Origin of the sequence: Spiroplasma endosymbiont of Nomada rufipes (genome assembly GCF_964277355.1) — a bacterium.
Lineage (GTDB): Bacteria > Bacillota_I > Bacilli_A > Mycoplasmatales > VBWQ01 > Spiroplasma_E.
The window spans coordinates 442,869-467,108 of record NZ_OZ195517.1; the positions used below are offsets into that span (position 1 = coordinate 442,869).

General features: G+C 23.4%; 32 protein-coding genes and 8 tRNA genes. 30 read left to right on the forward strand and 10 right to left on the reverse strand.

Annotated features, from left to right (window positions below):
- The first annotated feature begins 62 nt into the window (after positions 1-62).
- The 16 genes from ACICQF_RS02385 to ACICQF_RS02460 all read left to right on the forward strand — a co-directional run bounded on the left by ACICQF_RS02385 (position 63) and on the right by ACICQF_RS02460 (position 10,144).
- Positions 63-139: transfer RNA gene (locus ACICQF_RS02385), tRNA-Arg, on the forward strand.
- A 1-nt stretch (position 140) separates the two neighbouring features.
- Positions 141-217 (forward strand) — tRNA-Pro (locus ACICQF_RS02390).
- Between the two features lie 11 nt (positions 218-228).
- Positions 229-304: transfer RNA gene (locus ACICQF_RS02395), tRNA-Ala, on the forward strand.
- Positions 305-336: 32 nt separating this feature from the next.
- Positions 337-413: transfer RNA gene (locus tag ACICQF_RS02400), tRNA-Met, on the forward strand.
- 7 nt (positions 414-420) lie between these two features.
- Positions 421-497 (forward strand) — tRNA-Ile (locus tag ACICQF_RS02405).
- A gap of 13 nt (positions 498-510) precedes the next feature.
- Positions 511-600, forward strand: a tRNA-Ser gene (locus tag ACICQF_RS02410).
- 21 nt (positions 601-621) lie between these two features.
- Positions 622-696 (forward strand) — tRNA-Met (locus ACICQF_RS02415).
- A gap of 1 nt (position 697) precedes the next feature.
- Positions 698-773, forward strand: a tRNA-Asp gene (locus ACICQF_RS02420).
- 230 nt (positions 774-1,003) lie between these two features.
- Positions 1,004-2,203, forward strand: a complete 1,200-nt coding sequence (locus tag ACICQF_RS02425) for a hypothetical protein (protein ID WP_395473549.1) — start codon at positions 1,004-1,006, stop codon at positions 2,201-2,203.
- A gap of 293 nt (positions 2,204-2,496) precedes the next feature.
- Positions 2,497-3,108 carry a hypothetical protein gene (locus ACICQF_RS02430; RefSeq protein WP_395473550.1) on the forward strand — a complete coding sequence of 204 codons (612 nt, stop codon included), beginning with the start codon at positions 2,497-2,499 and terminating at the stop codon, positions 3,106-3,108.
- A gap of 22 nt (positions 3,109-3,130) precedes the next feature.
- On the forward strand, positions 3,131-4,756 hold the full coding sequence (locus ACICQF_RS02435) for a hypothetical protein (RefSeq protein WP_395473551.1): 1,626 nt from the start codon (positions 3,131-3,133) through the stop codon (positions 4,754-4,756).
- 303 nt (positions 4,757-5,059) lie between these two features.
- Positions 5,060-5,467: a hypothetical protein gene (locus tag ACICQF_RS02440; RefSeq protein WP_395473552.1), complete on the forward strand. Its 408-nt coding sequence runs from the start codon at positions 5,060-5,062 to the stop codon at positions 5,465-5,467.
- Positions 5,468-5,790: 323 nt separating this feature from the next.
- On the forward strand, positions 5,791-6,411 hold the full coding sequence (locus ACICQF_RS02445) for a hypothetical protein (RefSeq protein ID WP_342258062.1): 621 nt from the start codon (positions 5,791-5,793) through the stop codon (positions 6,409-6,411).
- A 23-nt stretch (positions 6,412-6,434) separates the two neighbouring features.
- Entirely contained in the window at positions 6,435-8,015 is a 1,581-nt protein-coding gene (locus ACICQF_RS02450) for an AAA family ATPase (RefSeq protein ID WP_395473553.1), read from the forward strand.
- 14 nt (positions 8,016-8,029) lie between these two features.
- On the forward strand, positions 8,030-9,517 hold the full coding sequence (locus ACICQF_RS02455; protein WP_395473554.1) for a VWA domain-containing protein: 1,488 nt from the start codon (positions 8,030-8,032) through the stop codon (positions 9,515-9,517).
- Between the two features lie 270 nt (positions 9,518-9,787).
- Positions 9,788-10,144 (forward strand): hypothetical protein, encoded by a 357-nt coding sequence (locus ACICQF_RS02460; RefSeq protein WP_395473555.1) that lies wholly within the window; start codon positions 9,788-9,790, stop codon positions 10,142-10,144.
- Between the two features lie 12 nt (positions 10,145-10,156).
- Here ACICQF_RS02460 and ACICQF_RS02465 read toward each other — a convergent pair whose 3' ends face one another.
- Entirely contained in the window at positions 10,157-10,906 is a 750-nt protein-coding gene (locus ACICQF_RS02465) for an IS30 family transposase (protein ID WP_395473695.1), read from the reverse strand.
- A 386-nt stretch (positions 10,907-11,292) separates the two neighbouring features.
- Here ACICQF_RS02465 and ACICQF_RS02470 point away from each other — a divergent pair, with 386 nt between their 5' ends.
- From ACICQF_RS02470 to ACICQF_RS02525, 12 genes are all read left to right on the forward strand, one after another.
- On the forward strand, positions 11,293-11,493 hold the full coding sequence (locus ACICQF_RS02470) for a hypothetical protein (protein WP_395473556.1): 201 nt from the start codon (positions 11,293-11,295) through the stop codon (positions 11,491-11,493).
- 2 nt (positions 11,494-11,495) lie between these two features.
- Positions 11,496-11,705, forward strand: a complete 210-nt coding sequence (locus ACICQF_RS02475; RefSeq protein ID WP_395473557.1) for a hypothetical protein — start codon at positions 11,496-11,498, stop codon at positions 11,703-11,705.
- A 16-nt stretch (positions 11,706-11,721) separates the two neighbouring features.
- On the forward strand, positions 11,722-11,889 hold the full coding sequence (locus tag ACICQF_RS02480; protein ID WP_339040966.1) for a hypothetical protein: 168 nt from the start codon (positions 11,722-11,724) through the stop codon (positions 11,887-11,889).
- On the forward strand, positions 11,877-12,530 hold the full coding sequence (locus ACICQF_RS02485) for a PD-(D/E)XK nuclease family protein (RefSeq protein WP_395473558.1): 654 nt from the start codon (positions 11,877-11,879) through the stop codon (positions 12,528-12,530). The genes ACICQF_RS02480 and ACICQF_RS02485 overlap by 13 nt, the downstream gene beginning before the upstream one ends.
- Complete coding sequence (locus ACICQF_RS02490) at positions 12,520-12,744, forward strand: hypothetical protein (protein ID WP_395473559.1); 225 nt, start codon at positions 12,520-12,522, stop codon at positions 12,742-12,744. Before ACICQF_RS02485 ends, ACICQF_RS02490 begins: the two co-directional genes overlap by 11 nt.
- On the forward strand, positions 12,737-12,928 hold the full coding sequence (locus ACICQF_RS02495; protein ID WP_395473560.1) for a hypothetical protein: 192 nt from the start codon (positions 12,737-12,739) through the stop codon (positions 12,926-12,928). The genes ACICQF_RS02490 and ACICQF_RS02495 overlap by 8 nt, the downstream gene beginning before the upstream one ends.
- A 111-nt stretch (positions 12,929-13,039) precedes the next feature.
- A complete protein-coding gene (locus tag ACICQF_RS02500) occupies positions 13,040-13,882 on the forward strand; it encodes a recombinase RecT (RefSeq protein ID WP_395473561.1) in 843 nt (280 codons plus the stop codon).
- A 74-nt stretch (positions 13,883-13,956) separates the two neighbouring features.
- Positions 13,957-14,223: a hypothetical protein gene (locus tag ACICQF_RS02505; protein ID WP_395473562.1), complete on the forward strand. Its 267-nt coding sequence runs from the start codon at positions 13,957-13,959 to the stop codon at positions 14,221-14,223.
- On the forward strand, positions 14,204-14,341 hold the full coding sequence (locus ACICQF_RS02510) for a hypothetical protein (RefSeq protein ID WP_395473563.1): 138 nt from the start codon (positions 14,204-14,206) through the stop codon (positions 14,339-14,341). Before ACICQF_RS02505 ends, ACICQF_RS02510 begins: the two co-directional genes overlap by 20 nt.
- Positions 14,342-14,440: 99 nt before the next feature.
- Positions 14,441-14,698 (forward strand): hypothetical protein, encoded by a 258-nt coding sequence (locus ACICQF_RS02515; RefSeq protein WP_395473564.1) that lies wholly within the window; start codon positions 14,441-14,443, stop codon positions 14,696-14,698.
- A gap of 119 nt (positions 14,699-14,817) precedes the next feature.
- Positions 14,818-15,189 (forward strand): hypothetical protein, encoded by a 372-nt coding sequence (locus ACICQF_RS02520; protein ID WP_395473565.1) that lies wholly within the window; start codon positions 14,818-14,820, stop codon positions 15,187-15,189.
- A 19-nt stretch (positions 15,190-15,208) separates the two neighbouring features.
- Positions 15,209-15,643: a hypothetical protein gene (locus tag ACICQF_RS02525; protein ID WP_395473566.1), complete on the forward strand. Its 435-nt coding sequence runs from the start codon at positions 15,209-15,211 to the stop codon at positions 15,641-15,643.
- Between the two features lie 121 nt (positions 15,644-15,764).
- On the opposite strand, the gene ACICQF_RS02530 is transcribed toward ACICQF_RS02525, so the two are convergent.
- The 5 genes from ACICQF_RS02530 to ACICQF_RS02550 all read right to left on the reverse strand — a co-directional run bounded on the left by ACICQF_RS02530 (position 15,765) and on the right by ACICQF_RS02550 (position 18,095).
- Positions 15,765-15,887, reverse strand: coding sequence for a hypothetical protein (locus ACICQF_RS02530; protein ID WP_395473567.1), 123 nt, complete (start codon positions 15,885-15,887; stop codon positions 15,765-15,767).
- Positions 15,888-15,903: 16 nt separating this feature from the next.
- Positions 15,904-16,026, reverse strand: a complete 123-nt coding sequence (locus tag ACICQF_RS02535) for a hypothetical protein (protein ID WP_338973864.1) — start codon at positions 16,024-16,026, stop codon at positions 15,904-15,906.
- A 4-nt stretch (positions 16,027-16,030) separates the two neighbouring features.
- Positions 16,031-17,377 (reverse strand): hypothetical protein, encoded by a 1,347-nt coding sequence (locus tag ACICQF_RS02540; RefSeq protein ID WP_395473568.1) that lies wholly within the window; start codon positions 17,375-17,377, stop codon positions 16,031-16,033.
- Entirely contained in the window at positions 17,361-17,888 is a 528-nt protein-coding gene (locus tag ACICQF_RS02545; RefSeq protein ID WP_395473569.1) for a hypothetical protein, read from the reverse strand. Before ACICQF_RS02545 ends, ACICQF_RS02540 begins: the two co-directional genes overlap by 17 nt.
- Positions 17,889-17,951: 63 nt before the next feature.
- Positions 17,952-18,095 (reverse strand): hypothetical protein, encoded by a 144-nt coding sequence (locus tag ACICQF_RS02550; RefSeq protein ID WP_395473570.1) that lies wholly within the window; start codon positions 18,093-18,095, stop codon positions 17,952-17,954.
- Between the two features lie 40 nt (positions 18,096-18,135).
- Here ACICQF_RS02550 and ACICQF_RS02555 point away from each other — a divergent pair, with 40 nt between their 5' ends.
- Both ACICQF_RS02555 and ACICQF_RS02560 read left to right on the forward strand, forming a co-directional pair.
- On the forward strand, positions 18,136-19,086 hold the full coding sequence (locus ACICQF_RS02555) for an IS30 family transposase (RefSeq protein ID WP_395473164.1): 951 nt from the start codon (positions 18,136-18,138) through the stop codon (positions 19,084-19,086).
- A 59-nt stretch (positions 19,087-19,145) separates the two neighbouring features.
- Positions 19,146-19,484, forward strand: a complete 339-nt coding sequence (locus tag ACICQF_RS02560; RefSeq protein ID WP_395473571.1) for an IS30 family transposase — start codon at positions 19,146-19,148, stop codon at positions 19,482-19,484.
- A 390-nt stretch (positions 19,485-19,874) separates the two neighbouring features.
- Here ACICQF_RS02560 and ACICQF_RS02565 read toward each other — a convergent pair whose 3' ends face one another.
- From ACICQF_RS02565 to ACICQF_RS02580, 4 genes are read right to left on the reverse strand one after another with little or no spacing between them, the layout of a single operon-like run.
- Positions 19,875-20,093, reverse strand: a complete 219-nt coding sequence (locus ACICQF_RS02565) for a hypothetical protein (RefSeq protein WP_395473572.1) — start codon at positions 20,091-20,093, stop codon at positions 19,875-19,877.
- A 16-nt stretch (positions 20,094-20,109) separates the two neighbouring features.
- Positions 20,110-22,383, reverse strand: coding sequence for a hypothetical protein (locus tag ACICQF_RS02570; protein WP_395473573.1), 2,274 nt, complete (start codon positions 22,381-22,383; stop codon positions 20,110-20,112).
- Positions 22,384-22,974 (reverse strand): hypothetical protein, encoded by a 591-nt coding sequence (locus ACICQF_RS02575; protein WP_395473574.1) that lies wholly within the window; start codon positions 22,972-22,974, stop codon positions 22,384-22,386.
- Positions 22,943-24,238, reverse strand: coding sequence for a hypothetical protein (locus ACICQF_RS02580; protein WP_395473575.1), 1,296 nt, complete (start codon positions 24,236-24,238; stop codon positions 22,943-22,945). The genes ACICQF_RS02575 and ACICQF_RS02580 overlap by 32 nt, the downstream gene beginning before the upstream one ends.
- Positions 24,239-24,240 lie beyond the last annotated feature (2 nt).

Consider the following 24,240-nt stretch of genomic DNA (forward strand, 5'->3'; position numbering starts at 1 on the left):
ATAAGTTATAATTGATTAGGTTTAATGATTTAATGAGTTACTATAAATTTTAGTAATTAAATGCGCCTGTAGATCAATTGGATAGATCGTTTGACTACGGATCAAAAGGTTGTGGGTTCAAGTCCTGCCAGGCGCACCATCGGGATGTGGCTCAGCTTGGTAGAGCGCTCGGTTTGGGACCGAGAGGTCGCAGGTTCGAATCCTGTCTTCCCGACCATTATTAAATAAGGGCCCTTAGCTCATTTGGTAGAGCGCCTGCCTTGCACGCAGGAGGTGGTCGGTTCAATCCCGATAGGGTCCACCATTATATATCGGTTAAACATTTAAACTAAAACTGGCGAGGTAGCTCAGTTGATTAGAGCGTTCGGTTCATACCCGAGAGGCCATGGGTTTGAGTCCCATCCCCGCTACCATAGTCTAGGACCCTTAGCTTAGTTGGTTAAAGCTCCCGGCTCATAACCGGGCGAGCATTGGTTCGAATCCGATAGGGTCCACCATACTTAAATACTCGGAGGCTTACCCAAGTCCGGTTGAAGGGAACAGTCTTGAAAACTGTCAGTGCGCAAGTGCTCGAGGGTTCGAATCCCTCAGCCTCCTCCATTATTATTAAATTTTATACATCGCGGAGTGGGGAAGTGGTATCCCGTCGGGCTCATAATCCGAAGATCATTGGTTCAAATCCAGTCTCCGCAACCACGGTCTTGTGGTAAAGTGGTTAATACGCCTCCCTGTCACGGAGGAAATCGCGGGTTCGATCCCCGTCAAGACCGCCATTAGAAAATAAAACATAAGCAGTATTAATTTAGAGAGTAAGTAAAAGGTCTTACTCTTTTTTTTATTGGTATAATGAATAATTATTTTACTCATTATGGAAGAAAGTTTTTGATTGATTAAGTAAATTAAGAATATTAAAATAAACGTATAGTTTAAATAATAAATATAATTTTATTTAAATTTAACTATTATTAAATAATAGTTTTTTTTTTTAAAAAGGAGCGAAAATATGATAAATAATTTATTAATTTTTAATAACTCATCTTCAAGTATCGTAATTAGCAATAATGTTGAGACATTGATACCAGTGAATAATGCATTAACATTAGAAAATGGTATCAATGAACCAATTTTAAAAAATATATTATCATTAAATTTTTTATATAATATTGAAATGACTTCTAAAGAACAACTACAATTACTAACGGCAGAACAATTACAATTATTAACGCAAAAACACATTAAAATGTTTAATAAAAAACAAATTCAAGCATTTACAGAAGAACAAATACCACATTTCACAAAAGAACAAATTCAAGTATTTACTTTACAACAAGTTTCATGATTTACTAAAGAGCAGAATTCATGATTTACTAAAAAACAACTTGCAGCCTTTACACCGGCACAAGTTTTAAAGTTTAAGAATAAAAGAATCAAAAAAATAATTCAAAGAGAACAATTTCAAACATTTACATTAAAACAAATAAAAGTAACTTCATTAAGTTTAAATAGAAAAAAACGTTCGACTCGTTCGAATTTACAAATGTATACTAGTCAGAAAATTAAATCATTAACAGAAAAGGAAATTTCAGAATTTACACCAGAACAAATTCAAGCATTATGACTAAAACAAATTCAAGAATTTACAGAAAAACAAATTCAATCATTATCATTAGAACAAATACAAATATTCAGTCGTGCATACATTGATTCTTTTACATCTGATCAAATTTCATGATTTACACCAGAACAAATACTAAAATTTGAACGAGGACAAATTCAAGCATTTACACCAGAACAAATTCAAGTTTTTACAACTGCACAAATTCAAGCATTTACACCAGAACAAATTCAAGCATTTACTCCTGACCAAATTTCATGATTTAATCAAGAACAATTGGCAACATTTAAATTAGAGTCAGAGCAAGTTGAAAACAATAAATTAGTTTCAATGTCTTTTTGAATTTTACCTATTTTTTCTCTTTGTTTAGTTGGAGGTTTAATAGGTTTTATTTTAAAAAAAATTAGAACTAATTTTAAATCAAATAATAACTTAGAAAGAAATAATGCAAATAAATCACAAGAATTAATAAATATAAATAATGAAGAAGAAATATTAATTATGGATAATATTGAATTACAATCTGTATGTGATGAAAATGTAGAAAATCTAAATAATGAAGTTGATAAGTGAAAACAAATAAACTAAATAGATTTATCATATTCTCACTCAAAATTAGCAAGTGCAAATATTTCTGGATACTCCATATAATCGAAAAAATATTTAAACAATATTATATTATTAAAATAAACAATAATTATTGAAAATTATTGTTTATTTTTCATATTACTTGTAGTTAAAAATAGATATTATTAATTATGTTTGTATTTATTTTAAAATAATAATTTGATTATTTTATATATTTAAAATTCGGATATAAGTTAACTATATAGTTTTTAAATAAAATGCATTATAATTATTTTATAGGATGGGTGAAAGATATGGATAAATCATTAGATAAACAATTTTTAACTACAAGTAATCTTATTGGTCAAAAAGAGTTAAAGAAATTAAAGGAAACTCCTTTACCTTCATTATTAGATTTAAATTTAACAAGAGTTTACTTTACTAGTCTTGGTGATGGTTTTTCGCGAATATTTATTTTAACTATTCAAATTTTTTGAATTGGCTTGATTTTTTTTAATGGCATTGGTTTTGGTCAATTGGTTGCTAATCTTCCTGGTATACCATCAGCACCAGTTTTTCAAAGTGCAATATTAAAAGTAGTAGCAATGTTAGTTACTGTTTTATTTGCTTTTATAATTTTAATTATGATTTTACCCGTTTTTTTATCTAAAACTATTAGAGGTATTGGTTTAAGTTGTTTATTTTTTTTAATATTTGGTTCTATTGTTAATTTAATAATTATTGGTATTAGTTTTTTTATGTTTTCTTATAGTGACAGTCCTTATCGAATCACAGTATTGATTTTCGCGGTTATAGCACTCTTATTATGATGAATTGCTATTTTGCATTGATGATTAAATACTATTGAAAATAAAAAATATTTAATTAAAAGTATTATTAAAATGTATGAATTAAGTTTTATATAATGGAAATTTAGGTGAATAATATATGGCTAAAAAGAAAGATAATGATGATTGAAGAAAACTAAATAATATTACTAAATACGTTACTGGTAAAGTAGAACCAGTAAAAGTAAAAAAAACTTTTCTGACAATAACTATTTCTTTAATTATGATAATTTGTTTAGCAATTAGCACTTTTTTTATTGCTCTTGCTATGCAGAGTGCTTTTAATATTGGTGATTTTAAACAAAACATTCCAGAAGAATCAATTATTGTTGATATGAATGATGTTCCAATTGATAGTAGTAATAAAAATTTACGTTTGCCATTTTTTGAAGAAGAATCAAAAAAACAAGTTTTTGATTTATTAATAAAAGAATCTTGATGAGATAGTTTTTTTCCAACTAATATTACTAATTATGATTTCACTTTTTATAAACCCAATAGTAATGATGAATTAGATAAGAGTTTAATTAAAACTGATGGTGATACTAAATTTGATTTAAAATTAAAGTTACAATCTTCATTTATTGAATTTAAAATACCAGTAATTGCATTAATTAAAAATACTGCTAAATTTTATGAAAAATTTATGATGTTTAATCAATTTGAAGGAAAATTTAGTAAACATGTTTCAGGAAAATTTCCAAATGGTAGTGATTATTTGCAAGAACAATGAACACATGGTTATTTACCAACTAATTTTTATTATGCGGATAAAATTGATAATACTGTTATTTATAAAACAATCGAAGATGAAATTAATAAATTTATTAATGATTATAAAGAAGAATTTGCTAGTGATACTCATCTTTATCCAATAATATCAACAATTCCTTTAGCAGATATTGATTTTAATGATGTAGCTACTATTAAACCATATTTCGAACTAGTTCATAATCCTGAATTAAATTATGTTGGTAATGCTGTGAATAGTTCCAAAGAATATGTTAATCTTTATTCATATTCTTCAAATTTTCCATTAAAACCTTTTTATATAACATATGTTTCTAATCCAAATGTTGTTTATGATTTCATTGATTTAAAACCAACAAGTATTGAAGAGGTTATTGATTATCTTAAAGTTAATCCTATTGATTTTGTTCCTTTTAGTATGGTACAAGAAGCAGTAGATAGTGATGAATCATTAATAAAATATAGTCCTCCACATGTATTATTGACTAGTGATAATAGTGGTAATCATTTTAAATATAAGGAATTGAGTTATTATTTTTGCTTTTCAAATTCAATAAATAATAGTATTGAAAATATTAATGTTAATGATTATATTAATATTGGTAATTTAGAAACTTTTTTAGAAAATAAATATTGACAAGAAATGTATCAATTTGCAAAAAATAATTCTACTTTTTTCTTATTAGATTATCCTGATTCGACGGTTGATCCAAATATTAATTGAAATTTTGTTATTAAATCACTTGCTACTTTTAAAGGATATTTTGTTAAAGCTTTAAAGGTGCAAATTAATGAGTTAAGTGCTTTTACTTTTTTAGATATTGATGGTAATAATTTATCATTAAAGGCAACTGATATTATTAAGACTAATGATATTAAAAAAATTAGATTTCATATTGGAAAAGATTTGATAAGCAGTGACTATGTTCCCAAGCCCCATAGTTTTAATTTTACTTTTAAAGTAAAGTGAATTTAAATACTTAAAAATAAGTATTGATTTTATGAAAATGGGTTAAATTTTGATAACTATAATTTAATATTCATACTACTTATATAAAATAGTTTTAATTATATAGGTTATTAATTGTAAAATTAATATAAATTTGTTATTATTATTGTGTATAAAAAATATAAATAATATAGTAGTTTTTAACCCATTGTTTGTTGAGATAAAAGCAAATGGGTTTTTATTTTGAAAGGAAAATTATAAATGATATTGCAAAAATATAAAAAATTAAAATTAGTAACCTTATTTTTATTTATTTTAACTATTTTAATTATGGTAATTGGTTTAATGTTAATTGGTTTAATGTTAATTGGTTTTTCTAATTTTAATAAAAGTTTTTTTGAACATCTTAAATTATATAAAGAAAAAAGACTTATTATAGAAATAACAATAGAAATAACAAATGGATTTAGTTTATTAAATTATATGAGTGTAAATTATATTTTAAATCATTCTGCAGAAAATATATGTTCATCAGTAGTTCAAAATTATGATGGTTATTATGATTGAGTTCAATTACAAATTGGAGTTATTTTTTGTATAATTTTAACTCCAATTTTTGGATTTTTTACTATTGCATTAACTTTTTTAATTATTGGTTTAAAAGTAAAAATAAAAAATAATAATTTTTGAGATGCAATCCAAAAATGTGAAATAATTAACAGTTATTATGTTCATTAGGTATTTTGTTTTTAAAATATATTAAGTATTATTTTTAGTGAATCAACAAAATGTTTTATTTTATATAATGATTTATAATGATTTATAATTTCTTATTTATTTAAAAAATATTTTTAATAATTATTTAAATTTGGATGGTCAAAGTTAAATAATTATTTTTTTGTTTTTAATTTTGCCATATTATATTTTAAAAAAATAAATTTAAATTGGATAATTTTGTAAAATTGAACACTTATAATTTTGATTTATATCAGATACTATTATTAAGTTTTAATACCTAAAATAAGTTATAATATAAATAAAAAATAAGGGGTGTTAGATATATGAAAGAAAAAAAAGATGACTTAAAAAATACTCCATTGTCAAATGTTGATAATAGTATTATCAAACCAAATAATGATAATCCATCATTTAAAGATATTGAAGAACAACGTTTTACTACTTATAATCCGTTATTAAGTGATAGTATTAAATTTAAAAGAATGTATTGAAGTTCAAAAATGGAAAATATTGCTCGTATTTTGTTACTTACAGTTTCTTGTTTTCATTTAATTTTTTCTTATTTTTTAGCTAACAATTTGGTTAATCAAATTTTGAGTAATAAAGGTAGTAACATGAACCCAACTTATATAATTTATATATTTTTAATTATAACTCTGGGATTTAATTTTATATTTTATTTACCAGTAGCGATTGGTCGCACTGCTAGTGCTATGTTTGGATGATCAATTGTTTATATTATTTTAGCAATTGCTTATTTTATAGTTTTAGAAGTATTTTGTACAATTTTGTTAGTGGTTAATGGATTAGTAAATGAAACTGTTTCTGCAGAAGTTCCAATATTTATGATTATTGTTTTACTAATAACTGTTTTATGATTAATTGCTGCTTGTTTATTAATTGTTAAAAGTGATGATGTAAGAAGAGAATTAAGTGTCGAATAAATAATAAGTAAAGGAGAATATAAATGAGTACAGATAGTTTACTTTCTAAGCGAATTGAACAATTAATTAAAGTAATTAGCGCTGATGTTTATGAAAAAGAAACTGTTTTTAAACTTGCTATTTTGGCGTTATTATCAGGAGAATCAATATTTTTATTAGGATTACCAGGAATTGCTAAATCATTAATTTCACGACGAATTAAATATGCGCTCCATGATGGGCGAAATTTTGAATATTTAATGAATCGTTTTTCTACTCCAGAAGAAATTTTTGGACCAATCTCAATCAAAGATTTATTAAAAGGTAACTATGTAAGAATTATTGATCAATATTTGCCTGCTGTTGATATTGCTTTTTTGGATGAAATTTGAAAAGCAGGCCCTTCAATTCAAAATACATTACTAACTATTATTAATGAAAAAATCTTTCGTAATGGTGGTGTTGATATCAAAGTACCATTAAAACTATTAATTTCAGCTTCCAATGAGTTACCAGAAAGTGGTAAAGGTTTAGAAGCTTTATTTGATCGTTTTATTATTAGAATGATAGTTTATGGTTTAACTAATGAAGAAAATTTTAATGATATGTTAGAAAGTATTACTAGTTTAGAAGTAAAAGTTCCACTTGAATTACAAATTAAAACTTCTGAATATGAAAAGTGATTAAAAGAATTGGAAACTACTGTTACTTTAAGCAAAGAAACATTAAATTTTATTTCTCGTTTTCGTAAAATTTTAACAGAAGCAACTAATGGTAAAGCTTACATTTCTGATCGAAGATGAAAAAAAATTGCTAAATTAATAAAAGCTTCAGCTTATTATAATGGTAGAACAACTACTGATAAGCCTGATTTATTGATTATTCCTTACTGTATTTGAGATAATGAAGATCAAGAAAAAGAGTATACAAAACTTTTCAATGAAGCATATTGTGAAGATTTAACTTACACATTGAAACAAAATCAGATTGAACTGGAAAGTGAGTTGGAAACATTAAGTAATAATGCCGAAAACATTAAAGATAGTCAAATTCAACCATCTATTTACTCCAATCCATTTTCTGAACAAATTAAAGGCATATATTATCGTTTATTATGACATAGTGATGAGTTTCCAATTTGTTTTATTAGTAGAAAGGATTTTCAGTTATTATTACGACGTAATAAAAAGATTCATAATATTCAATTATTTTATGGTAAAAGTTTAAGTAAAATGGAAGGTAATCAGAAGTTTGAGTTGCAATTAAAGAATTCTAGTGAATTAATAAATATTACAAATAATTCTATAATTCAAGTTGAATTAACTAATACTGATAGTAAATCACAATTTGGAAATATTAATAGTCAAATGAAAGATTTAAAGCAACAAATTAATGAATTAAAAGTACATTTTGAACAAGAATATCATCGTTTAAGTAAAACCGATTCTATATTTTTTGATGAACAATTTAAATCACTATTAGAAATGGCATTTTTTGATAAAATTTCACAAATACCAGAAGCAGAAACCGAAACGACTCTTTCATCAGAATCACTAACTGAAGATTCACCAATAACTATTTCAAATGTTAATGATACTAATAATAATAATTCTGATATTAATTAAGATAGGTGATTATTATGGAACAATTAATTGAATCCCATGTTTCACAAATTTTAGAAACTAAATTGAAAAAAATGTCTTTATCAGAAACAAATTTGAGTAGTTTTACTTGATTTAAAAAAAATTTTGCTTGATTAGCTCCAGAATTTTATCAACAAATTAGTCATTTTTATTTAAATGAAGTTTTAGAAAAAAGTAAAAATATTGTTATTAGTCCCATCATTAAAAGAGAATTACGATTATATTTCTGAGTTATGATTAATGGTATTGATAGATTAAAAAATAATTGACAAGAAATTTACACTAGGGCAAAAATTCTTGATTCACCAATGATTAATTATTTTCATTATTTTCAAGAAAAATTTAAGGATCGTAAACTTAATAGTAAATTAACTTTTGATAATTTTATAAGACATTGAGAAAGTTTAATTGTTCAAAGAATTGTAAATTATAAATTATTTGAAACTATGCAAATGCGTCAAAAATATTTAACAATGTGAAGTAATAATATTAAAATTATTAATGAAGTAAGACATATTGTTGGTTTTGCTTGAAATTTTTTTGGACGATTTTGAGAAGGAGATTTAAATGATTTTAAAAAAATTAATTTAAATACTATTATACAATATGGTGAAATTTTAAATAATAATCCATCTATTATTGAAATTGCTAGACTACTTGGTCGTTGAAAAGGAATTTCGGGTTTAACAGAAAAGCAGGTTCATCAAAAAGTACAAATTGAATATCAATTAAAGCCATTAGGAAAATGGCCTGAAGAAATAGCAGGAATTACCGAGGGTAAAGATTTAGAACATTTATTACCATTAGAATTAGTTAATCTTGCTATTCCAGAGTTAAATGCTATTTTTTATAAAAAATTTGTTGAAGAAAAGTTAGCAATTACAGAGTTTGAATCAATGGATTTAGTTGCCACTGAACATCTTGTTGAAGAAGTTGTAGAAGTACCAATTCCCGAAAGTGAAGGCCCTTTTATCTTATGCATTGATACATCTAAATCGATGAGTCATAGTCCAGAAATTATTGCAAAATCAATTGCGCTTGCTATTAGTAAAATTGCTTTACAAGAAAAAAGACCATGCTATATGATCAATTTTTCTGGTAAATTTGAAACTTATGATTTATCGAATTTAGTTTCATCAATTCCCAATCTAATTCATTTTTTAGGTCATAGTTTTAAAGGACATACTAATATTAATCCAGCTATTAGTCACGCTTTAACAATTATGCAATCTAAAACATATCATAATGCAGACTTATTGGTAGTTTCTGATTTTTTATCTGCTAATATTACTAAAAATAATATTAATTTAATGTTGCAACTAAAAGCAAAAGCTAATCGCTTTCATGCTATTAATATTGCTTCTTCAACATTGTCTAATAATTTTAAAAAATATTTTACTAATTATTGACATTATGATCCTCGCGATCCATTTGCTGCGCGAAAAATTTCATTAAATTTAGTTAAAACTAAAAATAAATCTTAATCTTAATTTTGATAGTTATTTTTTTGCTTTAATAATGATAAAATATTATTAGAGTGAAAAAGTAAATTGATAATGAGAGATGGATAATATGAAAAAAATAATTTAATTTTAAGCAAAACATTAGTTATTATTAGTGTTTTAACAGTAACAATTAGTTTATCAATTTTTCCATTATTTAATTGAGGTGTTCCATTAAAAAACAATATTGCTATTATTATTGCTTTAATCGTTAATAAAGAACCAATTACTAGTAGTTTTTATAAACAATTAATGACTAGTGATAGTATAGTTTATTTATATACTTTTGGAACATTATTGATTTTTAATTTAACTTATTTAATACCATTAATTTTTATTAAAAAACCTTTTTCAAGATCAGTTTTTGCTATACACATGTTATTAATAACCTTAGTATTGATACTTTTTGTATTAGTACTTTTTAATTACTTTAATATTAGAAATTTTCAAACTATTCCTTTTAAAGATTTATGAACAATTCCTTGAGCAGGTATTGGTTTAAGTTTACTTACTATTTTTTGATATGGCTTAAAAAATTTATGAGTTAATCCTCCACAGTTATCAAAAAAAAGTAATAATTATAGTAAAAACAAAAAAGCTAAATTGTAAAGGTAAGTGCAACTAAATTATTTTTCTATCCAAATATTCGATTGGTGAAAGATAATTTAATATTTTTCTCGGTCTTTGATTTAAAGACAATATAAATTTATGAACTTCATTTTTATTAGTTTTTGAAAAAATAAATTTTTTAGGAAATTTTTCTCTAATTAAACCATTAGTATTTTCATTAGTACCTCTTTGTCAAGGTGAATATGGATTGGCAAAATAAATTTTTACATCTAAATTTTTTTCAAGTTGTTGTCAATTTGAAAATTCTTTGCCACGATCAAAAGTAATAGTTTTAACAATGTTTTTAGGAAGAATTGATAAATAATAACTGACATTTTTATTAATAACTTTAGTAGTTCTGTTTTTAACTAATATTGCTAAAGTAAATCGTGATACTCTTTCAATTAAAGTTATTAAACATGATTTGCTTTTACCTCGTGATGATACTATAGTATCTCCTTCTCAATGACCAAGTGTTATACGATCATTAACATTTATATCTCGTTCTTTAATTGATTTACCATTAAACTTGCCACGATTTTCTTTAGATTTTCGTTTTTTACCTTTTCTTCTTAAATTTTTACTAGTAACTTTATCAAGCATTCCAAAATAAATTCAAGTATAAATTGTTTTAAAACTAATAACTCACTCTTTATGAAAATTTTTAATTCTGCCATAAATTTGTTCAGGTGATCAACCTAATAGTAATTTTTGTTGTACATATTTTACTAAATTCTTATTTTTAAACTTATGAAAACTAATATGTGATTGTTTTCGATTGGGCGCATCACTTTAACCCTTAGATTCATAATTGGATAACAAAGAACGATATAACTATCGTTCTTTTTTTGTTAAAAGATTAAAACTTAATACCCTGTCGGAAGAAAAATAAATTACTGTTGGTTATAGACCTATTCTTCTATCAGTATAAAAGGATTTTAATGTTAAGCAAATTAGAAAATAACAGTATATCGCTTAATGTAATTATAGATTAATTTGAATAGCCTTATTATGGCTCAGTAAATACCCCATTAATCTAATTAATAATTACATTTGTATTATTTAAAAAATAGGGGGTTTTATATATAAATACATACCTCATTAACAATATCATAACACAATAAAAATTTAAAAGGAGAAAAATAAAAATGTCTAATTTAATAAAACGAAATAATGCTATTAAATTAATTAAATATGAAATTAAACATGAGTGTGTTATTGATGGAAAAAAAGCATTATATCATTTTCCGCATTTAAATTTAAATCAATTTGGTGGAGATGTTAATTTATGTAGCTCTTGTATTAAAAAATATGATAAAGGTCAAATAAAATTAAAAGGAGAAAAATAAAAATGAAATATGCTTACTTATTAAAATATGAAGTTAATTATACTGGTCAAATAAAATATAAATTATTTTCTACAATTGAAAATGCTAATAACTTTCATAGAAATTATAAACATCATTTAATTAAAGATGCCTATATTGAAAAATATGAAATATTAGTAATGGAATTAGACATAAATTTAAATAATGACAAATTAAATCAAAAACTTAATTAATGAAAGGAAAATAAACATGACTTATCGATGTGATTTTAATAATTTTAATAATAATTTATGAAAAGTATTTGATAAAAATTGAGAAAATTGAAATTTTAAAGGTTCTATTCAAGAACATAAATTTAAAAAAATAATTATTAAATACGATGCTCGTGTTAAAGGTATTGTCGAATGTCCAAATTAATTTTTAAAAAAGAAACGCATCAATATTTTTTTGAAGATAAAGAATTAATATCAGTTTCTAGAATTATTGATAATTATTTAGGTTTTGGATATAGTCATATAGCACCAGAAGTATTAAAAAATGCTTCAGTTCGTGGTAAATGAGTTCATAAACTTAATGAATTATATTTACAAAATATTAATGAAGAAAATATTATTAATAATTTATTAAAAAAATTAAAACCAGTAACTAATTCAATAAATTATTCTTATTGTAAAAAATCACTAATATTTTTAAAAGAAAAATTTAAAGATAAAAATAATTATGAATTTATTATAGAAAAACCTATTAATGATAGTGTAATTGCTGGAACACCAGATTTAGTTTATTTAAATAAAAAAGAAAATAAATATTATTTAGTAGATTATAAAACTTATGCTTCTATTGATGAAGATAAATTAAAAAGAATTAAATTACAATTAACTGCTTATTATTGTATGTTACTTGCTAATGGTATATGACCATCTAATAAAACTTACGTATATCTTACTAATAAAAATACTCAAGAAGAAATAGAAATTCAAATAACAAATAACTTAATAATTGAATGAACAAATGCAAGAACAAAATATTTTAAAGGAGAAGATAAAAATGGAATATAAATTGGAATATTGTAAAAATAAAAAATGTAACTTTAATGAATTATTAGTTAAAAATATTAATGCTAGAATTGAATTTTTAGAATATCAAATTGAAGAAATTAATTTAAGTCAAATAAATGTATGAGAATTAGATGTTTTAAGAGGACAAATTAAAGAATTAAATATTTTAAAAAATAATATTAAAGAATGATTAAGAAGAAATAAAAATGATTAATGAAAAATCAATTAAAGAAATAAATATTTATTCTTGTAATTCAATTGAATTTGATAAATTAACACCAAGATTAGATAGTAATCTAAATAATTGAATTGTTATTAATAGTCATTTAATAGTTAATCCTACTAAAAATATTGAAGTACATTTAGATAATAGATTTAAAAAAATTAAAAAATGATAGGAGAAAAAATAATGGATATTCAAACTTTAATTTTATTAAAACACTTAGGAAAAATTAATAAAAAATTAGATGAAATTTTATAATTATTAAATAAAAAAGGAGAAGAAAATAATGAGTAATAATAAAAATGAATTAAAAATTCCTAATTTTATTAAAAGTAATAAAGAAGAATATGTAAAATTTAGAAATTATTATGAAATGATTATAAATTCTAGTAAAGATTTAAAAACTATGAATACACAAAGTTTAATTAATGCATTAATTAATTTATATAAGTTAAATCTTTCAATTAATCCTATTAAAAAAGAATTAGCATTAATACCTTATGGTGATGAATTACAAGTTCAAATTCAAGAAGATGGTTGATTAACATTATTACAAAGAACTGGATTAGTTGTTGATTTTCAAAGAGAAAAAATAACAACTGCACATAAATTTAATAAAGAAAATAATAAATGAGAAATTAATCCAGCATTAATTTTTGAAAGAAAAACTATTAATACTATTGGTTATTATTGTTATATTTCACTTTTAGATAAAAATGGTAAAATTAATAATTTTTATAAAGGAATGACTGTTGAAGAAATTAATCAACATAAAGATAAATATGGAAAAACTTATAATAAAAAAAGTCAAGAATGAAAATTAAATCATATATGAACTTCTGCTTTTGACCAAATGGCTTTAAAAACTGTTGTAAAAGCATTAATTAGAGAAATTAATAAAACACCAATTATAGTATTAAATAATCAAGATGATATTAATTTAGCACTTCAATTAGACCAAGGTGTAGTAATTGATGAACAAACTATCGTTTATAAAGATAATACTGGTGAAGAAGTTAAAATTATTGATTCAAATAATAATATTGATAATAATGATTTAAATTCTGCTTTATCTAAATTAAAAGAATTAGAAAAAGAAGAAGAAATTATAGATAATTTTGAAGTTTAATGAAAGGTAAATTTATCATGACATGTATGTAAACTTATTCATTAGGAACTTGCATAGAAAATAAAATAGATAATATGCAAATACAATGTGAAAATAAATCAGAAGAAGAACCAGATGAACATGGAAGAGCATATTGTAAAGAACATAGAATTAAAGTTGATGAAATTAATAAATCAAGACATAAAAATTGTATTAATAAAGAAAAATTAATTAATAGAATACTTGATTATGAAACATTGTTTATCACCAATATACAAAGTTTAAATCCGCTCGGATTTATTATTAAATTAAGATATGAAATTGAAGATGGTGAATTTGATGATGAAAAAAGAATTAATTAATTGATTAAATAAACAAATTAATATTTGTTTATGTGATTCTTTAAAAGAAGCAGGTAAACTTACTGCTTATTATAAAGTACTTGAATTTATAGAAAAGGAAGAATTTGATAATGAATAAAGATAATTTAAAACCATGCAAACATTATATATATTATAAAGTACAAAATTATTATTTTGGAGAATGTGATATGTGTGATGAAGAAAAGGATGTGAAATAATGAGAAATATTAGAACTGAATGATTTTATAATGATAAAAGTCCTAAAGAAATAATATGTAAAACAGTTGGATTATTAAAAAATAAAGAAGATGCTTTATGTTATTTATTAGCATTAAATTTATATCCAAAATTATATCCACAAGATATTTTTTATTCATGAATATTAGAAAATAATCAAACTGGATATTTAATTATTTGTGGTAATAATAGAGATACTATTGGACATATGCAATTTAAATTTATTAAAGGAGAATAAACAAATGCAAAAGGAAAAAATTAAAATTAGAAATTATGAATTTGAATTAAATTCTTATGTAGTAGATTCTTTATTAGATGTTATAAGAGAACTAATAAAAACAAATAAAGGAGATTAAAATGCCAAACGAAAATACACAATCAAAATATACTTTAACTAAATTAATTAGAACTGGTATAAGTCCTATTTGTGCAATGATAGGTACAAGTGCTTATTATGTTCAAGTAATTTCAAATCCAGTATTAGGTTCAATTAATAGTTTATTATTTGGTAAAAAATTAGGTTTAGATATATGAAATTTAAATCAAAGACCAACAACTAAAAGTAAATTAATTAATAGTAGTAAAAAAATATTATTAGGTTTAGGAACAATTGGTTTAGCAAATTATGCTAAATTTACTAATAATTCAATTAATCCAAATCCTAATCCATTTCCAATTACAACAACAGTAAATCCATTTCCACCAGATTTATTATTCAGAAAATCGTAATATTATTGATAATCATGTAATGGATTGAGATACTTATATTTCATTAAATGCTTATGGTATATCAAATCTTATTAGTGGATTAACTGAGTTAATACCTAATAAATTTGAAGCAATAAGAAAGATTTGTAATATGGCTACTGGTGGTTGTTTAATATCAAGTGGTGTTGCTATGGGTATTAATAATGATTTTAATAATGCTTATGCAATACCTACCATAATTGCTGGTGCAAGTGAAATAATCCATAATTTATTACCTATTGAAACTACAAATCATATTCAAGAAATGCAAGAAACACCATTTACAAATGAAGCTACAAGATTAATTAATGATAATAGATTTACTATTAATAGTGAAACTGCAAGTCAATATTATGGTAGTGATAATATGAGCGAAGTACCATTAAATCATGATAATGCTTCATTAAATTGAGATTATAATCACATGAGTTTATAAATAAGTAAAAATGCCTATTAAAGGCATTTTTTTATTATTAATAAATACTTTTTACTTCTTCTTTTTTATTAATAGAATTTAATTTACTTTGTAATTTATTAATTTTATTTTGTTTTTTAAGTTATTTTTTATTAGGGTCTGTTAAAGATTTACCAAATGCAACTAATGCTTTTCCTAATTTAATTAAAACATAACCCCCATTAATACATAAATTAGCAACTATAATAATTGTTGTAGTATCCATATTAATCACCACCTTTCTAAAATATTTGATTAATTTTTAATACAATTTTTACAATAATAAATATAATTAAACCAGCAACAGCCGAAGATAATAAAACCCCAATTAAACCTAAAATAATTTTTATAATTTTAAAAATCATAATATTATTCCTGTAATTCTTCTAATTTTCAAAGATTACCATATGAATTATTATCTCATCCAAATTTATCATGATTTCCTTTTTCTAATTTTAATAATTTATTATCTAAACTTGCAATAACTACAACAGCAGGAACTTTGCCATTATATGAATATACAAATTCTTGTGACATAAATGTATGTTCTGATGATGGTGTACAATTTGTTGGAGAAATATTGTATCAAATTTTATATTTTGTATCAGGTAAACAATTATAAGTAATTCAATCTTTATTATCACTACAAAAAACATCTGCTACTTTTTTTCATTGTGGAATATTTTGACTTGATTGTTTTTTATTAATTTCATTAATAGCACCAGCAACAGTTTTATCAGTAGTTTCTAAATTAGGAATTTCAGTACCAATAGTATTTATAGAAAAAACATATTTGAATTGGTCTTTATCCATTTTATTGTGTAATTTTTTATCTACTTCTTCTTTTTTATAATAATCAGTTAAATCAGTTTTCCCGCAAGTAGCACTAATTTTATTATTTTCATCAATTTTAATATTTTCACCAGCAGTTAATTTATCTTGTTTTTTATCAACATATTCTTTAGTTGTAGCATCACTTAAAAATGTAGGAGTACCAACATCAATAATTCTTTTACCGTTAACATCAATACCTTTATCATCTTTTGAATTTATAAAATTAGGATTATCTTTATTAATTTGTCATAATGAATCAATATTACTATCAACATGAATTTTTAATTTAGGTATAGTATCACTAACATCATCTATTTTTATACCAGTACCAGCAATTAATCCTATTTTTTGTAAAAATGTTTTATTACCAGAATCTCAAGTAATTACTCTTCTATCACTTTCATCAAAAATACTAGGTGTATTAAAATTATCTGTATTACATGAAATAGGATTATTAATTGCTTTTCTTGGAGTATGTAAATTTGCTTGTTGTAATAAATTATATACTTCCATTAATACATAATCTGGTTCACTTGGTGGACTAATACTACTTGATAAACCATTACCACTAATAGAAACACTACTTATAATAAATGCCATTCCATCAGTTAAATAATATATAGTCATTCTTGCTGTTGCTCTTTTAACTAAAGTTTGTTGAGTTTCATTAAGATTTTTAAATCCTATTACTTCAATTTGATTACCAGTAATAGTATTTATACGCTCACTTGATATAGCAATAGACATAATAGTAAAATCAGTTTTAGTATTATCAATAGTAGTTTGGTCAGCATCTGGTATAAAACCATATATAGTTTTTAAATCATCTTTTGTAATATAATTTAAATTTACATTTCAATCAATATTATTTTTGTTTTCCATAATCTTTATACCTTTCATATCCATGTACTGCTTGTGATTTATTAACTACAAACTTTTTAAGTTCTTTATCAGTTGCTCTTTTATTTAAAAGATTAACTGAATATCTGGTTCTTTCTTGTTTTTCTGACTTAGTAACTTTTTTAAGGCCACCATAATAATAATCACCAAGAATACTTCATTCACCATGACCATCTACTGTTTTAGTTTTTACCATTTCTTCTCATACCCTTAAAGGTATATTAAAAAAGTTATAAGTTTTACTTGATGTTTTAAATTCTACTGTGGCAATGCCATAAGTTTCACCTTTTAATTGTATAATTGGTACTCACATACCACCCGCTAATGCTAAACTTGTTAAATTAACATAAACACCAATCATTTCTTGATAATCTTGTTCAGTTAAAGAATCCATAATAATTTCTTTACCTTTTTGCATAAACTTTTGACCAGTTAAATATTGCTTTTGTAATTGCTTAATTTTAGCAATATTATTATTTGTAATATGTGTCATTATTTTTTTATGAATTACTGGTAAATTAGTAAGTATTTGAAGATTTTTATTAAAAGTATTTAATTATTCTTGTAACTTTCCTTTTCCTAAAGTTTTAGAAAAAATTCTAGTTTTTAATATTCCCGCTGGATTTTTTAAAAAACGCTGAATTATACTTGTAAGTGCAAGTAAATAAAATTGCAAAAAATTCTCATATAAAAATTTCATAATGCTAAATTTAGTTTAGAAAAAAGTAAGGAGTTTTTATATGAGTTATAAACATCTTGGCATAGATGAAAGGATTTATATTGAGAATCAATTGAAATTTAAATTTAAAATTAGTGAAATAGCTAAAAATCTTAATCGAAGTATTAGTACTATTATTCGAGAAATTAATAGAAATAAAGATAATAATCATTATTTTTCATTAATTGCACAAAATAAAGCTGAAAATCGAAAACAATCACATATTAGTTTTCATAAGTTTAAAAATAAGAATTTAGTAAAATATGTACAACAAAAATTACTATTAGGTTGATCACCTGAACAAATTTATGGCAGAATTAAAAATTTTCATAAAGAGTGAGTTATTAGTTTTAAAACAATTTATACTTGAATTTATTTTGGAATGCTTGATAAAGTTACTAGTAAAAATTTAAGAAGAAAATGTAAAAAACGAAAATCTCAAGAGAATCGTGGCAAGTTTAATGGTAAATCAATTAAAGAACGAGATATAAATGTTAATGATCGTATAACACTTGGTCATTGAGAAGGAGATACTATAGTATCATCACGAGGTAAAAGCAAATCATGTTTAATAACTTTAGTTGAAAGAGTATCACGATTTACTTTAGCAATATTAGTTAAAAACAGAACTACTAAAGTTATTAATAAAAATGTCAGTTATTATTTATCAATTCTTCCTAAAAACATTGTTAAAACTATTACTTTTGATCGTGGCAAAGAATTTTCAAATTGACAACAACTTGAAAAAAATTTAGATGTAAAAATTTATTTTGCCAATCCATATTCACCTTGACAAAGAGGTACTAATGAAAATACTAATGGTTTAATTAGAGAAAAATTTCCTAAAAAATTTATTTTTTCAAAAACTAATAAAAATGAAGTTCATAAATTTATATTGTCTTTAAATCAAAGACCGAGAAAAATATTAAATTATCTTTCACCAATCGAATATTTGGATAGAAAAATAATTTAGTTGCACTTACCTTTACAATTTAGCGTTTTAAAACAATTTATACTTGAATTTATTTTGGAATGCTTGATAAAGTTACTAGTAAAAATTTAAGAAGAAAAGGTAAAAAACGAAAATCTAAAGAAAATCGTGGCAAGTTTAATGGTAAATCAATTAAAGAACGAGATATAAATGTTAATGATCGTATAACACTTGGTCATTGAGAAGGAGATACTATAGTATCATCAAGAGGCAAAAGCAAATCATGTTTAATAACTTTAGTTGAAAGAGTATCACGATTTACTTTAGCAATATTAGTTAAAAACAGAACTACTAAAGTTATTAATAAAAATGTCAGTTATTATTTATCAATTCTTCCTAAAAACATTGTTAAAAATATTACTTTTGATCGTGGCAAATAATTTTCAAATTGACAACCACTTGAAAAAAATTTAGATGTAAAAATTTATTTTGCCAATCCATATTCACCTTGACAAAGAGGTACTAATGAAAATACTAATGGTTTAATTAGAGAAAAATTTCCTAAAAAATTTATTTTTTCAAAAACTAATAAAAATGAAGTTCATAAATTTATATTGTCTTTAAACCAAAGACCGAGAAAAATATTAAATTATCTTTCACCAATCGAATATTTGGATAGAAAAATAATTTAGTTGCACTTACCTTTACAATTTAGCTAATAAATTAATATTTTCTTTTGATAAATCATATTTTTTATAACTTTCTGAATGTCTAATTTCTCTATCTTTATCAGTTTTTTCTTTATATAAGGCATTATATTTTTCTTCTAATTATTTATATTTTTCTTCTAAAGTTGGTTCTTTAACTTCTTCAGTTTCTGATTCTTCTGATTCACTTTCTACTGATTTTGATTTATTTTCTTCGGGTTTTGATTCACTTTTTGCCTCTTTTGATTCATTTTCTGTTGAATTTGATTCGGTTTCTTGTTTTTCATTTTTTTCTTTTTCTTCCATAGTATTACCTTCTTTCATTTCATTTTCATTTAACATAATTACCACCACCTTTCTAAGTTGAACTTTTTGGATTTATTACCAATGACGTAGTTTGTAAGTTTCAATTGGCATTAGCAAATCCAGGTTTAAGAATTTTTGTAGGTGCATCAAATGTAGTTATAAATTGATATTCAATGATAATTAAATTATCATCTTTACTTTCATATGCTTTTGTTTTAAAAGACATTATTTTAAATCAAGTAGAACTTGGTATTGTGTGACCACTACTTGGACTGTCATTTGTTCATAATAAGTCATTAATATATATTTTATTTAATCTTTCTGCATTTGTTAAAGAAGCAATTTGACTAATTGGTAAACTAGTACGATTATTTATATTAAATATTCAATTATTATTACTATCATTATGATTTACAGAATTATTATTATAAGTACTATCATTATCTTGAAAAAGAGCAGTATCATTTTGGTTATCTGGTAAATTACCAATATCACTTAAATTTATTTTAATAGGTATAAATCAACTTTTTGAATTAGTATAACTCGGATTATCTGGAGAAAAATTTCAATTATCCTTCATATTTAATGTAGAATTAAATGTTATACTTTCATAATCTTCTTTAAATTTATCAACATTATCATAACCATATTGATTTACATAAATATTAATACTATTATGAAATTTACCTTTAACATCTTCTAAAGTATGTGGTCTCATTTGAAAAATATCACTTAATGATGCTTCTAATGTTCTATTAATATCATTATTAATCCCATATAAATTTTGATTACTTAAATCAATAAATATAGGATGTGCTCTTTCTATTAATGGTGGTGGTTGTATTGCTTGTGGATAATTAAATGGTTGGTCAAATTTAAAAGTATTATTTGCTAAAATAAATGTATTTTGAATTAATCTACTATTATTACTTGCTTTACCAACTGTTTGATAAGTACCACTTCAAATACTAAAATTATCATTAACAGCACCATTTCTATTATCTGGCATACTATAAAATGTTATTTTAAAATTACTTTTACCTACAACTTTAATATCAATCATATCAATTGCTCATTTAATAATATTTGTATTAGTAAATTTAGGTTCATTTAATAATGGAGTTGAACTATCTTCTTTTGGTAATAACGAAATTGTATCTTTACCACCACTACCATTTAATTGGCTTAAATTTACAGTATCATAAACTCCTTGTGAAGAAATACTTCCATCATTAATATCAAAATTTTGTAAATTAATCATATCAGTTAAATTAAATGTAAATGATGTCATATGACTTGCTGTACCTAATACAGATTGAATAGTATCTGGTGTTTCATTTCTAAATACATCTAATGGAATTAATGCTGGATTAGTAATTTGCGAACTATATAATAATGTTGTATAAAAATTATATAATTCAGCAGATATTAAACCATTTATGTAATTAAATTGTGGAATTAGCAAGTTACTACTTAACTTTGCTCCAATATCTAAACCACCAACAAAAGCATTCATAAATGAGCCAAATATAGGTATTGTATTAAGATTAATTTTAATAGTTTCTCTAACTGTTAAAGGTATTTCACTAATAGGATTATAAATAAAATAATGTAATGCATTAATAGTATTTAATTGCTTAAATTTATTATTATTCATATTATAATGAGTATTACCAATAAATTTTTTATTATTTTTATTATAATATTGAAAATATGGATTACCAGCAGTTGCATAATTATAATCTTCTATTTCAGCACCATTTAAAAAATTATTATCTCAATAATTTACTAATCTATTTGATACATCAACTTTATTAGTATTTTTAGTTTTTTCAACATTAGTTCTTAAATGACCTTCATAATGTTTAGTTGCACCATCATCATAATTTGGTGCAATTACTTTTTGTCAATCTGAATAACTATCCATAACACTCTGTCCTTGAACAGTTAATACATAATTAGTTTCTGGTAATGCTTGAAAACTTACTGGGTCATAAGTTGAACATTGATATTGTCATGGAAATAATAATTTACTTGGATATTGTCTATATTTATGTTGTTTAGTATTAATAGGATTATTATCAATATCTCTTCCTCATAATGCTATTGAAATAGGTTTTACTGAACCATAAAAAGATATTTGACAATGAGTAACTGGTAATGGTGTTAAATAATTATCATCTAAAACAATATTATTATTTTCATCTAATGCTGGTAATGCTACTGGGTCAGCAGGCGCACCTAATTGCACATATTGATTAATTGCTAATCCACTATGTGCTAATTTATCATTTAATGAACTAAAAGTACATTGAATATAAGCCAATTATTTATTTTCATTATTATAAGTTTTACTAGCAACTTCAAGAATATATCATTGTCTATCAACTTTAATTGATTTATCAGTATTTATAACTTTATTAATTTCTGGAATCATATATAACTTATATAAATTTGAAACAATATTATTAATAAAATTAAAATTCTTTGGTTCATTTGGAATATTAATTACTACATTTTTAATTGCTTGTTCTTGAATAAAAGCATTATTTGCTGGTGTAGCACTATAAGTAATACCCAATTGGTCACTTAAAATATTTCCATAAAATACATCACCAATTTGTAATTGTTTATATGCTTCATCTTGATTATCTTTATTTTGAATAGGATAATAAGAATTGTCTCAAACTGCTTGTATTGCTTCACATCCTGTAAAGATTTTACTAAATGAAGTATAATCATTAGGAATACTAGTTGGCGGTTTATAACCAGTTTCTGTTGAATTTATAGCACCTAAAATAATAGTAAAAGGACATACACGAAATTGTAAATCTTTATTTTGTGTAAAATCTTTTTCAATTTCACCAGTTGATTTTCAAACTGTTTTAATTAATTGATGATTTATTTTCGGTATCATTTTTAGTTTCTCCTAAAAAAGTATTATTAAATTCAATTTCTTCTTTTTGATATTTTCTATTTTCATTAATAATTTGTTGGGCTTCTTCTTCACTTACACCATATCTTTTAACAATAATACGTTTAATATTAGTAATTCCTAATCTTAATTCTGCTTCATCAATTTCTAATGATTTTAATCTATCTGTAATAGTATTTTCTTTAATTTCAAAGGTTCATTTAGATTTATCACCATCTAAGCCCATTAATATAAAACATCTTTGAAATATTTCATTTCAATCACTTTGATTTAAAGTTCTTTTAATTCTTGTAGTTTCCATATCACGAGAATTAGTAATTAATACTTCTGCTTCAGTTTTTTGACTTGTAGTATCATTTACTGTACTATATCCACTACCTTCAAATGCTTTATCAATAATCAATTGAATAAATTCTGCATATTTATCTAATATTGGATTACCTTGTAAAATAGCAATTGGTGGTGTTCCACTAGTACTTCCTAAACTTCTTAAATTTGCTTGTAAAATAAATTTACCTATTAATTTTTTTAAATCAAAAGCAGTTTTAGATTGATTTATCTCTTGTTCAGTAATATCTAAAAATACACGAGTAACATTAAATTCAAGTTCATGGTCAATTGATTCAAATGTTTTATTTAATAATTCTTGTAATTTTTTAATTGGAGTCATATCTGGATAATAATCACCAATAACTCCACCAAAAAAATTATTTTTAGGTAAATTTTGCATAAATTTAACTGGAATAATACCTAAATTATGATTTTCTATTAATGGTAATTGTAAATCTTTACTTATCTTTTCTTGTAAACCATCTAAAGTAACATAATCACTTGTAAAATATCTAATTATTTGATTTTGAGTATATGTTGTTTTAACATAAATAATTTGGTCATCATACTGTACTCTTGACCATGTTGATGCACTATATTCAGTTTCTAATACTCTTGCAACTCTTGATTGAGCATATGGCTGAGCAAAATTTAATGATATTCTACCAGTTTTACTTTTATCAATTTGAACAATACTATAACCATAACCAGATTTAATATGACAATCTTGATAAAACAAACTATCAAAATTATTTCATTCTTTTATTTTTTCAATTGCTCTTTTATATTCTTCATGTTCACTTGTTAAAGTATAACCATTACCCCATAATAATTTACTTGCATGATTTGCTATTATTTCTTGAAGATTAATCATACATCACTTAGGAATTAATATTTCAGTATTATGATTATTCATAT